This is a genomic window from Lysinibacillus sp. fls2-241-R2A-57, assembly GCF_030209535.1.
Classification (GTDB): Bacteria; Bacillota; Bacilli; order Bacillales_A; family Planococcaceae; genus Lysinibacillus.
Genome location: NZ_JARVRU010000038.1, coordinates 39,068 through 53,160, shown reverse-complemented (window position 1 = coordinate 53,160; position 14,093 = coordinate 39,068). Strand labels below are relative to the sequence as shown.

Sequence of the window (14,093 nt, the reverse complement as noted above, 5' to 3'; positions counted from 1 at the left end):
ATCGAGAACTTTTGATCGTTTATCGACCAACTTTATCGATTTATCACCCAACTTTCAAAAAATATCGACATCTACCTTCATGCATTTGCTTTGCTTATGACATAAACATATTTTTTTACACAAAATTAAAGAATTTAACATCAAAAAAGCGCTAGAAATCAACGTTTCTAAATTGATTTCTCGCGCTTTTTAGGTTTTGCCCAGTTTTGTTTAGCCTCTTTTTTATATTCTTCTAAAGAAATCTACTTCCATAATGAATAATCTATAAAATTATTCTTTTTTCAGTTTGAGCATCAAAATAATGAGCTTTCTGCATATTCACCATAAGGTCTATCTTTGATTGGCTATGCACGTCTGTTGAGGAGTCAACACGTGCAACGAAGGATTGACCGTCATTTTTCGAATAGAGATACGTTTCTGACCCCATTAATTCTGATACTTCAATATTGACCGTTACTTTCGTTTGATTGGATACGTCTAAAGATGTTTGACCATTATTGAAGTCTTCTGGTCGTATACCTAAGATCATTTCTTTATTCATATATCCGTTATTTCTAAAGAACTCTAGCTTCTCTTCTGGTACCTGAAGCTTCCAATCGCCAACTATAAAAGCACTTTCTGTTAATGTTCCTTTAAAGAAATTCATTCCAGGAGAGCCTATAAAACCTCCTACAAATACGTTTGCAGGTCGATCATAAACTTCTTTAGGTGTACCCACTTGTTGGATGATGCCGTCCTTTAACACAACAATACGTGAAGCCATCGTCATCGCTTCGATTTGATCATGGGTAACATATATCGTTGTTGTTTGCAATTGGTGGTGCAATTTCGAAATTTCAGCACGCATTTGAACACGTAGCTTGGCATCTAAGTTTGACAACGGTTCATCCATTAAAAAGACTTTTGCATTCCGAACGATCGCACGTCCTAATGCCACACGCTGACGTTGTCCACCTGAAAGTGCTTTAGGTTTTCGGTCTAAATAATTCTCAAGCCCAAGGATTTCCGCTGCATGTTTTACACGTTCTTCAATCTCTTTTTTGCTATACTTTCTAAGTTTTAAACCGAATGCCATATTATCGAAAACCGTCATATGTGGATAAAGAGCGTAATTTTGGAAGACCATTGCGATATCTCGATCTTTAGGTGCAACATCATTCATACGCTTTCCATCAATATAAAAGTCCCCATCTGTAATCTCTTCAAGACCTGCGATCATACGTAATGTTGTCGATTTCCCACACCCTGAAGGTCCTACAAAAACGATGAATTCTCCATCATTTACTTCTAGGTTAAAATCTTTTACGATCGTTGTATCATTATCATATTTTTTATAAATATGTTCGAATAATAGCTGAGCCATCATTGCCTCCTAATATTGTAATTTTTTCAGAATCATCGCCGAAAATTGAGTATGTCATTTAATAAAACATATGTCATTACGTCAAGGCGAAATCAACCCTACGCTTGGCCAATATTCTCATAAAATTGACGTTATCTACAATACTTATCTCTAAGCTCTACTGCATGTTTAATCGATTGTTCAGCACCTTGAATTTGTTTTTCAATCAGTACTTCTAAATGTTCATCAGCAGGATAGTAATAATTTTCTGGTTCGATCACATTTCGATCAAATGGAGGATTCTCCACTTTAAACGCACCTTCTCCTACTTCAAAAACACCACCTGTACCTTTTTCCCTTTTAAATTGAGCTACATACGGATAGCACATTTCAATATTAATTCTTGTTAATGGGGAATGCTCCACCATAATTTTAAAGATTTCGTCTAAATCGATATTTCCTTGTCCTGCCGGAACTCCGCACACTTTATAACCATCTTTTGCTTCGATGATAATATGATCTTTAAAGTGGGTTGTATACGTATACGGAGCAAGCTTTCTTGCTGCTTCCACTGGGTCTTCCCATGCCATCATTGAATTTCCAAAATCATAATGAGCTCCTACCCAATAGCTGTTTACTTCATTGACAATTTGTATAATTTCGTCAGCTATTTCTTCCTCATGGTTTTCAACAGCTAATTTAATTCGATATTTTTTTAGAAGTGGCACCACTTTTTTTATATTGTTTGGGGCCTGATCTAGTAATTCTTTATCATATTTGCCTGGACAGCAATACGTCCGAATCACATCTGCTCCAATTTTATGTGCTACCTCGATAACCTCTGATAAATGCTCTGGTTCTGTTCCTCTCGCGTCAATCTCTGCGTACAATCCATATTTTTCAATTTCTTTACGCACCTTCTCTAAATGATCAGCTTCAGCACCGCCAAGAGCACCCCACTTAGGATGTAAATATTTATCGCCTGGATAAGCAATGACATTAATCATTACCCCATCCAAACCGTGATCCGCTGTTTTTCTAATAAAATCAAAAATATCCATTCGGCCATTTTGAAAAAGTAAATGATAGGTTTCCGTCTCTAATCCTAATTTCATCCGTTTCACCATCTCTAATAAAATTTCTCGAATCTTCCCTGAGTAAATCTAATATATTCCTATAAAACTATTTCAAGCTTACTTACCTAGAAAATTTAGCCTCAGCCCATTTGTCTAGCTTTTTCACCTGTTTTTTACCGAAAGTCATACCATATCCAATTATTAAAACAATAATGAATGTAAATAAATCCAATTCCTTTGTAAACCAATAATTAATTATTCCCATAATCACTTGCGGTATCACTCCGGTAATTGCAAATGCGATTGAACTAATCCGGAACCATAATTTTGACTTCAAGCCGTATCTTGCATACAACATAAAAAATGTTGACAACCACGCTAAAATCTCTAAGCACAACAATATTACCCATTTTTTCTCAATTAAAGTAGTCATTGTTTTCCGACAGAGACCTCTCTACAATGTGCTATAAAATCTTTTGAATATCTTTAACACTATCTATAATATAGTCTGCTTTTCCTTCTAAATCTTCCTTATTGCATGCACCAGAAAGTACCCCGGCTACTTCAATACGGCTATTTCGTGCAAATCGAATGTCAGTTAACGTGTCACCTACCATTAAAACTTCATCATCATTCAGTAGGAATTTATCTTTGAAAATATGATAATATTCACTATTAGGTTTAGGTTTATTGATGCCATCATCTGCACCTAAAAAATCTATATAGTCATATAGCTTCGTCATTTTAAGCGAATGAATGGCTGCATCAACATCGTCTGCTGTCACAATACCGATAATATAATCATGATCTTTTAAATACTTTAATGTTTCCTGTGCACCTTTTACTTCTGTAAATACAAGGTCATCTGATGTAGAATGCTTTTTGAATGAAGCACAAACATCGTGTATAAATTCCCCTTTTTTAATATTTTTTTCTCCCAAAATTGAATACCATGCAGCGGCAATAAAAGAATTCGTTTGACTAGCAAGTAAACTCGTACTCTCAAAATCATTATTGTCCATTCCAATAATCTGCATATACTCATCTCGTTTATTCTTTTCATTCGGAAACTTTTGAAATACATCATTAAGCACACAATCAACAATTTTGTACCAAACAGTATCGAGCTGTATTAATGTTCCATCCTTATCGAAAATGATTCCTTTCTTCATCTTCTTCGCCTCCCTAAACATAAAACCTATTATATAAGACCCATTCATGAAATAATGAAGGTACTTCTTTCATTCAAGAGAGAAGCACCTCCACCCCTCTTTTAAAAAATTTACTTCTTCACTTTATCTAATTCTTCCTGAGCAATTTTCGCCGCTTCATCTAATGCTTCCTTAGCAGAGATTCCTTCGATTTCTACTTTATCTTTCGCTATATCTAATGCATCATAGATTTTTCCGCCTGTTGGATCGATAAATGGCGAAACTCCATTTTTATTTGCTTGCTCTAACGGAACTAACGCCTGTGGTTGTTTTTTCACGAAATCAGCATAAGGCTTATAATCAGTAACATTGTTTTGAACAGGGATGTAGCCTGTTTCCATTGACCATTCTGCAGTTTTCTCGGTACTTGTTGCAAATTTCATAAACTCATATGCACCTTTAGCTACTTCTGGATCGGTATTTCTAGTTAAAGTTAAAAAATAAGCTTCTAATTTAGGTGCTGGCTTATGGTCACCCCAGCCTGGTTGTGGAACTGCTCCAAATGTAGCCAGTCTTTCGGCCTCATCCATTCCCTCACCTAACGATTTATAGACAAATCCTTGGTCACCAGATGAACCTGTATATCCTAATGTTCTACCTTCAACAAAATCAATAATTGTGTTATCCCAATATTCCCATCCAGTACCACCTGTATGAATGTTCATGATTTTATCTTCATGAAGCCACGTACGGTATTTGTCCCATACCTTTACCCATGTTTCATCGTTAATTAAAACTTTCTTTCCATCTTCACTTAATACATTTCCTCCAGCACTTCGAACAGAATCAATTAAGTTCGTCGTACCCCAAATTGGCATCCACCCTGCGTATTGAACGTCTCCATTTGCATCACGCTTTGATACTTTTTTGGCTACCTTTTCTACTCCTTCCCATGTCTTTAAGTCATCTGTAGTAAAACCATTTTCCTCTAATACTTTTTTATTATAATAAAGAATCTGTGTTGTGCCATATAGAGGAATTCCATATAATTTCCCATCAACTGTTGCTTGACTAACAAAACCTTTACCGTAATCTTCTATTTTTAATTCTTTATCATCATTTATAAATTGATCGATTGGGACAACTAGCTCTTTGTTAATATAGTTTTGAATAACGTCTGAACCTAGTAAAGCAATGGCTTCTTGATTGTTTGCCGCAAATCCACTTTGAAGCTTTTGATAAGACTCATCATAGTTACCTGCTTTTGTCGTTTTTACAACGTACTTGTCCTGACTTTGATTGAAATCCATCACAATTTTATCTAAACGATCAGCAAGTGATCCCCCAACTCCGTTTATGAATGGGACAACGATTTTATCCCCTTCTTTCGTTACCTTAACTGTATTTCCTTCTCCTCCAGAACAACCTGCAAGTATACCAACAAATAATGATACAACCATTAAAAGCGCTAATAATTTCTTCAACATGAACTGCCTCCTTTAAAATTAGTTAACCCTTTATTCCAGAATCAGAAACACCTGAGAGGAACCATTTTTGTAATACTAAAAATACAAGTAAGAGTGGGACTGTAGCGATTGTACTTGCAACCATAATGTGTGACCAATCCCTGCCTAATGAGCTATTAATGAAAAAATCAGCAATCCCATTAGTAATTAATTTTTTATCGTTATCTTTTAATACTAACGCTGGCCAAATATAGTTATTATAGTTTTCGATAAATGTCACTAAACCTAGTGTCACAAATGATGAACGTGTCATCGGGAAGACAATCTTCCAAAGAATCTTCCAATCACTTGCTCCATCTATCTTGGCTGCTTCTACGATTTCATGACCAACTTTAAGGAACGCTTGTCTAAAATAAAAAATCCCAAATACACTAACTGATAAAGAAATAATGTATCCAAAATGAGTATTTAACATTCCCATTTTCGCTAACATCACATACACAGGAACATACGATACAGCGCCTGGAATCATATATGTTGCCATGACAACGCCAAACGTTAATTCTTTCCCTTTAAATTTATAAAATGCCAACATATAAGCAAAGAGTGCCGACGAAATAAGAACATAGATCGTAATAATCAATGAAGTATAGAAACTATTAAATATATACGTGTGAAAAGGAATGACTCCTAATACTTCTTGATAATTTTCCCAATGAAATTCTTTTGGCCAAAAACCACCTTGTAGTACTTCACTGGATGTTTTAAACGAACTAAGGATCATCCAAATAAAAGGAAAGACAAACAAGATGCTCGATAAAGCTAAAAAGAGATGCTTTAAAATTTTCGGTGTCTTTTTATGATTACTCATGTCTTAATAATTCACCCACTTGTCACCTATTATCTTGTTTATAAACGATAATAGGATTGTAATAATTAATATGATAAACGCGATGGCTGTCGCGGATCCCATATCAAATTGTTCAAACGCTTGTTGGAAGAATAAATAGAGTAATGTTCTTGTCGAACCACTCGGTCCACCTTGTGTTAAGATTTTGATTTGATCATATGCTTGCAGCGATACAATCGTATTTACAACAATTAAGAAAAAAGTTGTTGGTGAAACCATCGGAAGTGTGACATGTCGAAACTTCTGCCATGCATTAGCTCCATCAATACTTGCCGCTTCATATAAGCTATCAGGTACCTTCTCGAGCGCTCCAATATAGAAAATCATTGTCCATCCAACTAGTTTCCAAACCGTTACAATAATGACTGCTAGCATTGCGGTTTCACTGCTCTTCAGCCAATCCAAACCAGGTATGCCTACCAAACCTAGCACCTTATTGATAACACCTAATTCCGGTTCATATAGAAGTGACCATACAATCGATACGGCTACTGTTGGTGTTACCCATGGCGAAAAAATCATCAATTTGTAAATGGCAGAGCCTCTGAAATTTTTTCTAAAGAACAAAGCAAAAATTAATCCTAATACAATCGTTGGAATAACTGTCCCAAATCCAAAATACAGCGTGTTTAGCAATGCCTGCTTAAAAGCTGACTGGGTAAATAAATTGAAATAGTTATCTAAACCAACAAAATTAAAATCATTTGTCATGAAATCCCAGTCTGTAAAACTAATACCTAAACTAAACAAATTCGGAATAATCCAAAAGAGTGTAAGAGGTATTCCAACCGGTAATAAAAAGAACGCAGCCTTTGAAAATTTTATTTGCATTCAGTGTCACCTCCTGTTTCACATTGTAAAGCCAAATTATTAATCAGATGTTGTATTTTTATTAACAAGTTGTAAAAATAAACATATAAACAAAGTAAAACAACACAAAAACCAATACATTATCATAAAAAAACTATTTCTCGTTGTCATTGAGAAATAGTTTGATTCAATTAGCGATATTGATATGCTCTTATTTAATGCTGCAAATTAAATTCTAAATTCTTTATCAAAAGTTTGATTATTTTTAAAACCCTTGTTGCATTAAAGTTCGTTTAATTTATTCACCGCATCAGCTGTATATGAGGTTAATCGAAAAATCTAGAGACTCTAATTATTTCTTCAGTAGGTGTCAGTGTCGCTTCGGCAATACTTTTGTTACTGTTGGCTAAGTATTGCTTAATCAGGTGGTAACCAATAGTATATCCTGCATTCTGTGATAAACCAACTGGACTGTATCCTTGTTTCTTCGCAACCTCATCACCAAACATATAAGCTGCTACTTCTCCAAAACCTTTAGTCTTCCGTCCTTCTTTTATCACTTCGATTGAGTACTCCATCTCTCCTTTATCAAAATCTTCAATCCAAGGTCCTATCAATTCTTTCCCATACATTTCTTCAGCAAAACATTCAGCTAAACCTTCCAATACTAAATATTCTTCTACAGTCACGTCGCCATGATTAAATGGTTCAAATGTAAAACGAACATTATGATTAAACTCGTGAGCTAAAGCGGATTTTAATCTTTTCTTATTAAAATCATTAGGAACAACCATTAGCAAAATATATCCCGGTATTCCACCAAAACCTGAATATCCTTTATTTACTTTCATTTCTTGACTATCTTCATCCCCTAAAAGAATATTTACAGTGATTTCTTCTAGTGGAATAAAATAATCTATCTTTTCAAATTTATCAATTCCTTTTGAGATCACTTCCTGATATTCATCAAAAATTCTAGATTCTATTAGCTCTGGTAGATTATCCTCAACTTGTTGAATAGATTTTCTAGGAGTCCAAATCCCTAACATCTCAGATGCCATAACAACATCATATCCATTAGGTTGGGTTGCTTTTAACGGTACATTTAAATAATCCCACATTATTTTCATTGGTTGCATCAATTCATATCGGAATGAATTCTCATTATCATTTCCTATTAAACACTTATTATAGAAATCTAAGCTATTGATTAAGTTGATTTTTACTTTTTCCATTTTATCTCCTCCATATCGAATAGCTTAATTCTTTACGCAACGGCAATGTAAAGCTTTTAATGTTTTAAATTGCTATATATAAATTCAATGTACTTAGTCCGTTTCTTAATAATTTACATACATATTTTTTAAAACCTACTGCAATCAATAGCATTATCAACAGAAGTGTTCTTTCTTAAATAGTCTTCTTCTAACCATGCAGCCTTGTCGATTCTGGCAATCCATTAACCTCTATTTTGAAAGGGTTTTTCTCGCTAAAAATTTTATGGTATGATGTTCAGGTTGTGTATCTACTATTTGACACATTTACATTCATCTTAGAAAAGAGGTATTTATGCACCCCACAAAATTATCCAAGAGACATTGGTTGCTCATTTTAACACTTTCTTTATTAACATTTGTTCTCGGGACAAGTGAATTTGTGATTGTTGGAATTTTAACTGATATTTCTTCAAGCCTACATATGACAAATGCGAAAGCAGGCACACTCGTTTCTGCGTTTGCCATTACGTTTGCCATCGCCACACCACTAGTGATGTCAGCAACAAGTCATTTTCCAAAGCGTAAATGGATGTTGTTTTTGATAGGATCTTTCATCATCCTAAATGCTTTGTGTGTTATTTCGACGAGCTACATCATGCTCCTTGCCCTTCGAATTTTGACAGCGATTGTAACAGGAGTATTAATCTCCCTAGCTATGATTGTTGCAAGTGAAACCATGCCGATTAAAAAACGCGGACTTGCGATATCATTCGTTTTCGGTGGTTTCACACTTGCAAATGTCGTTGGAGTGCCAATTGGTATTGTAATCGCCGAATGGTACGGCTGGAATGCCACATTCATGTTAACTACTTCCTTAGGAGTATTGGCGTTTTTGGCGTCCTTCTTTGTCTTACCTAATAATCTCAGCCAAGTACGCAGTTCGATACGGGATCAGTTTTCTTTACTGACCAAGCCTAGAATTTTGATGGCTTTTTTCATTCCAGCGCTCGGATTTGGCGCAACTTATGCTGTCTTTACGTACCTGGTTCCTATCTTAAAGGGAATGGGCGCACCAAATAATTCAATTAGTTTAATCTTATTTGGTTACGGATTTATCTCGATTTTCAGCAATATCCTCGCCGGTAAAATTGCCAGCCACAATCCAATCGGTCGCCTTCGGTTTGTTTTTCTCGTGCAGGCAGTTGTTCTAACAAGTTTATTTTGGACTACAAATCATTTTATTTTAGGACTGGTAAACATTGGCCTAATGTCGTTAATGTCCATCCTCTTAACAACATCTACTCAGCTATATTTAATAGACCTCGCCGGAATTTATCAGCCAAATGCTACAGGACTCGCTGCTTCACTTATGCCAGTGGCAAGCAACGTAGGCATCGCTTTTGGTTCTGCATTAGGAGGAATTGTATACCATCAAGGAAATTTAATGAATGTAACATGGGTCGGTGGAATAGTTGCAGTCTGTGCAAGTCTACTAACTTTCTTTTGTCATCTTTTAGACCAAAAACAAAAGAAATCAGCATAAAAAATGAAATAATTATTCATGAGTGAACTTTACGCTACAACGATTATTGCTGGGCTGGGTCTAATTATTTTACTCAGTATACTGACACACTTCCTTATGAAAAAACGAACACATAAAGCGTATGTGGTTTTTTATGTCATGTGCGCTGTACCTAGTTGTTACAGGATTAATAGACATTATTTATAAGTAGAAATACAATTCAAATGGCTGGGACAAAATTGGTCAAAACCTTAAAAAGCACGATAAATCAATTTAGAAACGTTGATTTATCGCGTTTTTTGATGTTAAGTTTTTAAATTTCGCGTAAAAAAATATGCTTATGTCATAACAGTACGGTCAGAAAGTGTTGCATGAAGGTAGATGTCGATATTTTTCAAAAGTTGGGTGATAAATCGATAAAGTTGGGTGATAAATCGATAAAGTTGGTCGATAAACAATCAAAAGTTCTCGACAAATCCCAAAACTGCAGCCCATTAAAGATTTTTGTCGCTGCCTCTTTAAAAACCACTCTTACTTGTGATATGGTCCATTCCCTGCCCCCAAAAGTGAGGGAGTATCCCAAAAAATTGTTTCCATCTTTATTCTTCCGTTTAATCATCTATGCTCAACAAACACAAATTTGGTTCTCTGAAATTTAAAGCTTTGATTTTAAATTTTGGACTTCAGCAAGTACTCCCCCCTTTTCAGTATCCTACCTTGTAAGTTAGTCTAGTAAGCTCAGAAATTATTATGAGAATCTATTAAACACAACTATGATTCCTTTTTGACCAACAAGTTCTCTAACCTTTTGCCTTTAACATTGTTTTGTGCTGCACTACATTTCCCTGGACCGCTGCCTTTTCTCCTAAAATTGATTTTACGAAATGAATAGACTTTGGCTAATATCATAGTATAAATTCCAATAATCTAATAATGTAGAACGTATATGGGGTGTTATAATAAAGTAACCTAAAAGATGCAAGTATTATCCAGATCCTATTTGTACTATATAAGCACGAACAACAAAAATCCTTAATCGACCTGAAATAATTTGAATTTTCGCGGGTGATAATATGAAAATTAGAATAGAAGAAATAAGCAAAGAAATGAAAGAAGAAATCCTCATCAGGTGTCATGAAGTGGATGATGAAATATACGAAATCGTAAATAAGTTAAAAACGGAAAACCTCATTGTGCTAGGATATCAAGATGATAGGGTTCATCGTATTAAACTTAGTGATATCTATTATTTCGAGGCAGTTGACGGAAAGGTTTTTCTGTACTGCAAAGAAAACGTTTTTGAGGTAAAACAAAAGCTTTATGAGCTTGAGGAGTTATTGCAGCGAAAGAACTGTTTTCGTGCATCCAAATCAACAATTTTGAACATAGCCAAAATTTCTTCTATTAATCCGTCCATAAGTGGCCGATTTGAAGCGATACTTGATAATGGGGAACGTGCTGTTGTATCAAGGCAGTATGTGCCTGTCCTTAAAAATATGCTTGGAATATAGAAGGAGGGATAAAAAATGAGGACTAGCGCATTTGTACAAAAGATTGTTAAAGATTTCTTGATTATCTTCGCATCCATCATCATTATTATTACTATTTTGCGACAAATCTATTATCCCAATATGGCCTTTGATTTGAATTCGATTTATATCATTATGGCATTTTCATTTTTAAGTGCCTTAATCGGACTTATTTTGTATTCTCCTAATGATATAAGCGAGAAGCAAATGCGGATAAGAATGGCCATTCACTTTTTCACTTTAGAGATTCTATTGATTACCCTTAGTAGCATTTTTGGTATTGTGAATAGTGTATTAGATTGCATCATTTTGGCACTACAAATTGCCGTAATCTATCTTCTAGTTCGTTTGCTGTCATGGCAAAAGGATAAAAAAGAAGCCCAAAAAATCAACGAAAAACTAAAAGCATTTAAGAAAGATGCATTTGAGTAGTCAATAAAATCATAAAGCAGCTGTTGTCTGCAAGCAGATTATTATGAGGCTGGGACATAACTGGTCAAAACTTTAAAAAGCGCGAGATATCAATTTTAGAAAAGTTGATTTCTTGCGCTTTTCTGATGTGTAATTTTTTAGTTTTGCCTTGAAATATTCTTATGTCCCCGCCCCTTTTTTGCATCTTAATGGCTTGTGGATACAACTTACCGTTTTTCTATATACTTCCTTTCGGCGATTTCTTATGATGAGTTCATAAAAATTAATCGAAAGAAAGGAGTAACGATTATGGGAACTTTATTATTATTGATCATTTTGATTTTCGAGATTACTTTTGCATTTTACTGTATTGTCACGAAGCAAAACCACAAAAAAATGAAGAGTTGGATGAGGATTGCTGTATTTATTGCCTTTATAATACTCACACTTTCATCGGTAATTGCGTGGAATTTCCGATGGATAATGCCTACAATCGTACTTTTCATCTTGGCAGTAAAGGGAACGATTTCTCTTATCCATAACAAAACAAATAACCAAAAATACAAAACTTCATCTATTATGTGGAAAGCCATGATTACGATATTGGCATTGGTATTTGCATTTACACCTGCAATTGTTTTTCCGCAGCATAAATCACCAAAAGTGACTGGTCAATATCAAGTCGCAACCGCTACTTACACATATATTGACAAGAATCGTATTGAGCAATTTTCTGATAAGGGAGACAATAGATTTGTTAATGTGAAATTTTGGTATCCCAAAAACGCAGATGAAACATACCCTCTATTAGTGTTTTCACATGGAGCAAACGGTATTAAGACAAGTAATACGTCTACCTATACGGAACTTGCAAGTCACGGTTATGTAGTCGCTTCAATCGATCATCCTTATCACTCTTTTTATACCGTTTCAAATGATGGAACGAAGGCTTTAATCAATAAAGATTATAACCGTGAAATCAGCAATGTTAATAAAGAAAGCATTTACACGAAGGAAGAAGTATATGGACTCATTCAAAAATGGATGAAACTTCGAACAGACGATATGAATTTTGTCATTGATACAATACTTTCAAAAGCTAAAAGTGACAATGACCCTATTTATCAACATATCGATATAGAGAAAATTGGTGTATTCGGGCATTCAATGGGCGGTGCAGCAAGTGTTTGGGTAGGTAAAGAACGTGATGATGTAGATGCAGTTGTAAATATTGACGCACCGTTCTTTAGTGAGCTTGTTTACAATAGAGAAATGAATGATTTTGTAGCGCGTGATGAAGACTATACGATCCCACTTCTTAACATCTATTCTGACGATGTTTGGGAACAACTCGAAAGCAACTCTACTTACTTAGCGAACAAGCTCAACAATGAACACTTCAAAGATGCATATACTACTCATTTTAAAGGGGCAAAACATTTAAGCTTGACCGATTTACCACTTTTCTCTCCTATACTTGCAAATATTCTGCAAGGTGGGAAGGCAGACATTGATCAATATTACTGTATTGAAAAGACAAATGAACTCATTCTTCAATTTTTTGACTATGAGTTAAAAGACAAAGGACATTTCACACCCAAAGAAACATATTGATTTTTATCTAGTAGCTATATAATGCTTAGATATATTAAGTTCATTAGATGCCCTTTGTTTTTTCGATCGTTCTTCAAAGAAAGGCAATTAAAATTCAATTAAAGGCTGAACTGTATATAGTTCAGCCTTTTCTATTTTACCTAGATAATTACTATTAATAACACGATGGAATTCTCATGTTCCTAAAATCTCATTCTCGGTTTTTATCGATTGCCTACATCATATTTTTATGCTCGTAAGCTTTCTGCATATTTTAATGCAAGCTGTGTTCGTGAAGTTACTTTAAATTTCCGATACAAATTTTGCAGATGCTTCTTTACTGTATTTTCACTGACATATAAACAACTGGCAATTTCCCCATTTTTAAATCCCTTACATAAATATATTAACAGCTCTTTTTCACGTTGTGTAATTTGCCATGACTCGCTTGGCTGAACATATTGATGTAATAAATAAGCATTTTCAATCATCCGCTTTATATAAGATAGCTTTTGACTATCCTGCTCTGTAAATGGTATTTCCCCTTCTTTTCGCAAAAAGCCAATAGCTGCTGTTGGCTTTTGCTGATTGTACAGATACATAACCATTTCATCTATAAAATCATTTAATTGCAAAAAGCGCTCAACATAATACCGCTTTTTCTTCTTCGATATTGCTTCATTTCGTTGCATTAATTGAATATCGGGTTGGTTTTGCATGTTCACTGGGTGTAAAGGATCATAATATTTATATTCATGCAAATAGTTTTGTATCGTATATGTCTCAACATTGAAACAGACAGGCTGTTCATTTAACTCCCCATCTGCCACTTCCCAAAATAGCGTATGCTCAAATTGAAAACATTCACTCAATACTTGCAACATATTCAATTTAAAGTCTCTACTTGTTTGCTGCATATTCATATTCGAGATCCTAATCGTTGCTTCTAATAAATTTCCCACCTCTTTTTGCTCATACAATATCAATCCATCCTTTTCTCCATTAAACTCATATATTCTCGCTAAAGAAGAATTATCCTTTTGGGTAATATCAATTTTTTTCATTT

General features: G+C 34.6%; 14 protein-coding genes. 5 read left to right on the top strand and 9 right to left on the bottom strand.

The window, feature by feature from the left end:
• Nucleotides 1–262: 262 nt before the first annotated feature.
• The 8 genes from QRN68_RS08060 to QRN68_RS08025 all read right to left on the bottom strand — a co-directional run bounded on the left by QRN68_RS08060 (nt 263) and on the right by QRN68_RS08025 (nt 7,990).
• Nucleotides 263–1,363, bottom strand: a complete 1,101-nt coding sequence (locus QRN68_RS08060; RefSeq protein WP_285396271.1) for an ABC transporter ATP-binding protein — start codon at nt 1,361–1,363, stop codon at nt 263–265.
• A gap of 131 nt (nt 1,364–1,494) precedes the next feature.
• Nucleotides 1,495–2,457 (bottom strand): sugar phosphate isomerase/epimerase family protein, encoded by a 963-nt coding sequence (locus tag QRN68_RS08055; protein ID WP_285396269.1) that lies wholly within the window; start codon nt 2,455–2,457, stop codon nt 1,495–1,497.
• Nucleotides 2,458–2,539: 82 nt separating this feature from the next.
• Nucleotides 2,540–2,851, bottom strand: a complete 312-nt coding sequence (locus tag QRN68_RS08050) for a hypothetical protein (protein ID WP_285396267.1) — start codon at nt 2,849–2,851, stop codon at nt 2,540–2,542.
• Nucleotides 2,852–2,882: 31 nt separating this feature from the next.
• A complete protein-coding gene (locus QRN68_RS08045) occupies nt 2,883–3,590 on the bottom strand; it encodes an HAD family hydrolase (protein WP_285396265.1) in 708 nt (235 codons plus the stop codon).
• A 110-nt stretch (nt 3,591–3,700) separates the two neighbouring features.
• Nucleotides 3,701–5,053, bottom strand: coding sequence for an extracellular solute-binding protein (locus tag QRN68_RS08040; protein WP_285396263.1), 1,353 nt, complete (start codon nt 5,051–5,053; stop codon nt 3,701–3,703).
• A 25-nt stretch (nt 5,054–5,078) separates the two neighbouring features.
• The gene (locus QRN68_RS08035) at nt 5,079–5,906 is read right to left on the bottom strand and encodes a carbohydrate ABC transporter permease (RefSeq protein ID WP_285396261.1); all 828 of its coding nucleotides are present in this window, start codon (nt 5,904–5,906) and stop codon (nt 5,079–5,081) included.
• A gap of 3 nt (nt 5,907–5,909) precedes the next feature.
• Nucleotides 5,910–6,776 (bottom strand): carbohydrate ABC transporter permease, encoded by an 867-nt coding sequence (locus tag QRN68_RS08030; RefSeq protein ID WP_285396258.1) that lies wholly within the window; start codon nt 6,774–6,776, stop codon nt 5,910–5,912.
• 305 nt (nt 6,777–7,081) lie between these two features.
• Nucleotides 7,082–7,990, bottom strand: a complete 909-nt coding sequence (locus tag QRN68_RS08025; RefSeq protein ID WP_285396256.1) for a DUF2268 domain-containing putative Zn-dependent protease — start codon at nt 7,988–7,990, stop codon at nt 7,082–7,084.
• 334 nt (nt 7,991–8,324) lie between these two features.
• Between QRN68_RS08025 and QRN68_RS08020 the strand changes: the two genes are divergently transcribed.
• The 5 genes from QRN68_RS08020 (at nt 8,325) to QRN68_RS08000 (ending at nt 13,048) form a co-directional block, all read left to right on the top strand.
• A complete protein-coding gene (locus QRN68_RS08020; RefSeq protein WP_285396254.1) occupies nt 8,325–9,515 on the top strand; it encodes an MFS transporter in 1,191 nt (396 codons plus the stop codon).
• A gap of 350 nt (nt 9,516–9,865) precedes the next feature.
• Nucleotides 9,866–10,153, top strand: a complete 288-nt coding sequence (locus QRN68_RS08015; protein ID WP_285396251.1) for a hypothetical protein — start codon at nt 9,866–9,868, stop codon at nt 10,151–10,153.
• A 414-nt stretch (nt 10,154–10,567) separates the two neighbouring features.
• Nucleotides 10,568–11,005, top strand: coding sequence for a LytTR family DNA-binding domain-containing protein (locus tag QRN68_RS08010; RefSeq protein WP_285396250.1), 438 nt, complete (start codon nt 10,568–10,570; stop codon nt 11,003–11,005).
• A 15-nt stretch (nt 11,006–11,020) separates the two neighbouring features.
• The gene (locus QRN68_RS08005; protein ID WP_285396248.1) at nt 11,021–11,455 is read left to right on the top strand and encodes a DUF3021 family protein; all 435 of its coding nucleotides are present in this window, start codon (nt 11,021–11,023) and stop codon (nt 11,453–11,455) included.
• A gap of 288 nt (nt 11,456–11,743) precedes the next feature.
• A complete protein-coding gene (locus tag QRN68_RS08000) occupies nt 11,744–13,048 on the top strand; it encodes an alpha/beta hydrolase family protein (RefSeq protein ID WP_285396247.1) in 1,305 nt (434 codons plus the stop codon).
• 227 nt (nt 13,049–13,275) lie between these two features.
• Here QRN68_RS08000 and QRN68_RS07995 read toward each other — a convergent pair whose 3' ends face one another.
• Nucleotides 13,276–14,091, bottom strand: a complete 816-nt coding sequence (locus QRN68_RS07995; protein WP_285396246.1) for a response regulator transcription factor — start codon at nt 14,089–14,091, stop codon at nt 13,276–13,278.
• Between the last annotated feature and the right edge of the window lie 2 nt (nt 14,092–14,093).

What these genes read in the sequence shown, in the direction of transcription:
- QRN68_RS08020 (WP_285396254.1), top strand. Translation starts at nt 8,325, where the DNA reads ATGCACCCCACAAAATTATCCAAGAGACATTGGTTGCTCATTTTAACA.
- QRN68_RS08060 (WP_285396271.1), bottom strand. Translation starts at nt 1,363, where the DNA reads ATGGCTCAGCTATTATTCGAACATATTTATAAAAAATATGATAATGAT.
- QRN68_RS08005 (WP_285396248.1), top strand. Translation starts at nt 11,021, where the DNA reads ATGAGGACTAGCGCATTTGTACAAAAGATTGTTAAAGATTTCTTGATT.
- QRN68_RS08045 (WP_285396265.1), bottom strand. Translation starts at nt 3,590, where the DNA reads ATGAAGAAAGGAATCATTTTCGATAAGGATGGAACATTAATACAGCTC.
- QRN68_RS08010 (WP_285396250.1), top strand. Translation starts at nt 10,568, where the DNA reads ATGAAAATTAGAATAGAAGAAATAAGCAAAGAAATGAAAGAAGAAATC.
- QRN68_RS08035 (WP_285396261.1), bottom strand. Translation starts at nt 5,906, where the DNA reads ATGAGTAATCATAAAAAGACACCGAAAATTTTAAAGCATCTCTTTTTA.
- QRN68_RS08055 (WP_285396269.1), bottom strand. Translation starts at nt 2,457, where the DNA reads ATGAAATTAGGATTAGAGACGGAAACCTATCATTTACTTTTTCAAAAT.
- QRN68_RS08025 (WP_285396256.1), bottom strand. Translation starts at nt 7,990, where the DNA reads ATGGAAAAAGTAAAAATCAACTTAATCAATAGCTTAGATTTCTATAAT.
- QRN68_RS08000 (WP_285396247.1), top strand. Translation starts at nt 11,744, where the DNA reads ATGGGAACTTTATTATTATTGATCATTTTGATTTTCGAGATTACTTTT.
- QRN68_RS08030 (WP_285396258.1), bottom strand. Translation starts at nt 6,776, where the DNA reads ATGCAAATAAAATTTTCAAAGGCTGCGTTCTTTTTATTACCGGTTGGA.
- QRN68_RS07995 (WP_285396246.1), bottom strand. Translation starts at nt 14,091, where the DNA reads ATGAAAAAAATTGATATTACCCAAAAGGATAATTCTTCTTTAGCGAGA.
- QRN68_RS08050 (WP_285396267.1), bottom strand. Translation starts at nt 2,851, where the DNA reads ATGACTACTTTAATTGAGAAAAAATGGGTAATATTGTTGTGCTTAGAG.
- QRN68_RS08015 (WP_285396251.1), top strand. Translation starts at nt 9,866, where the DNA reads ATGAAGGTAGATGTCGATATTTTTCAAAAGTTGGGTGATAAATCGATA.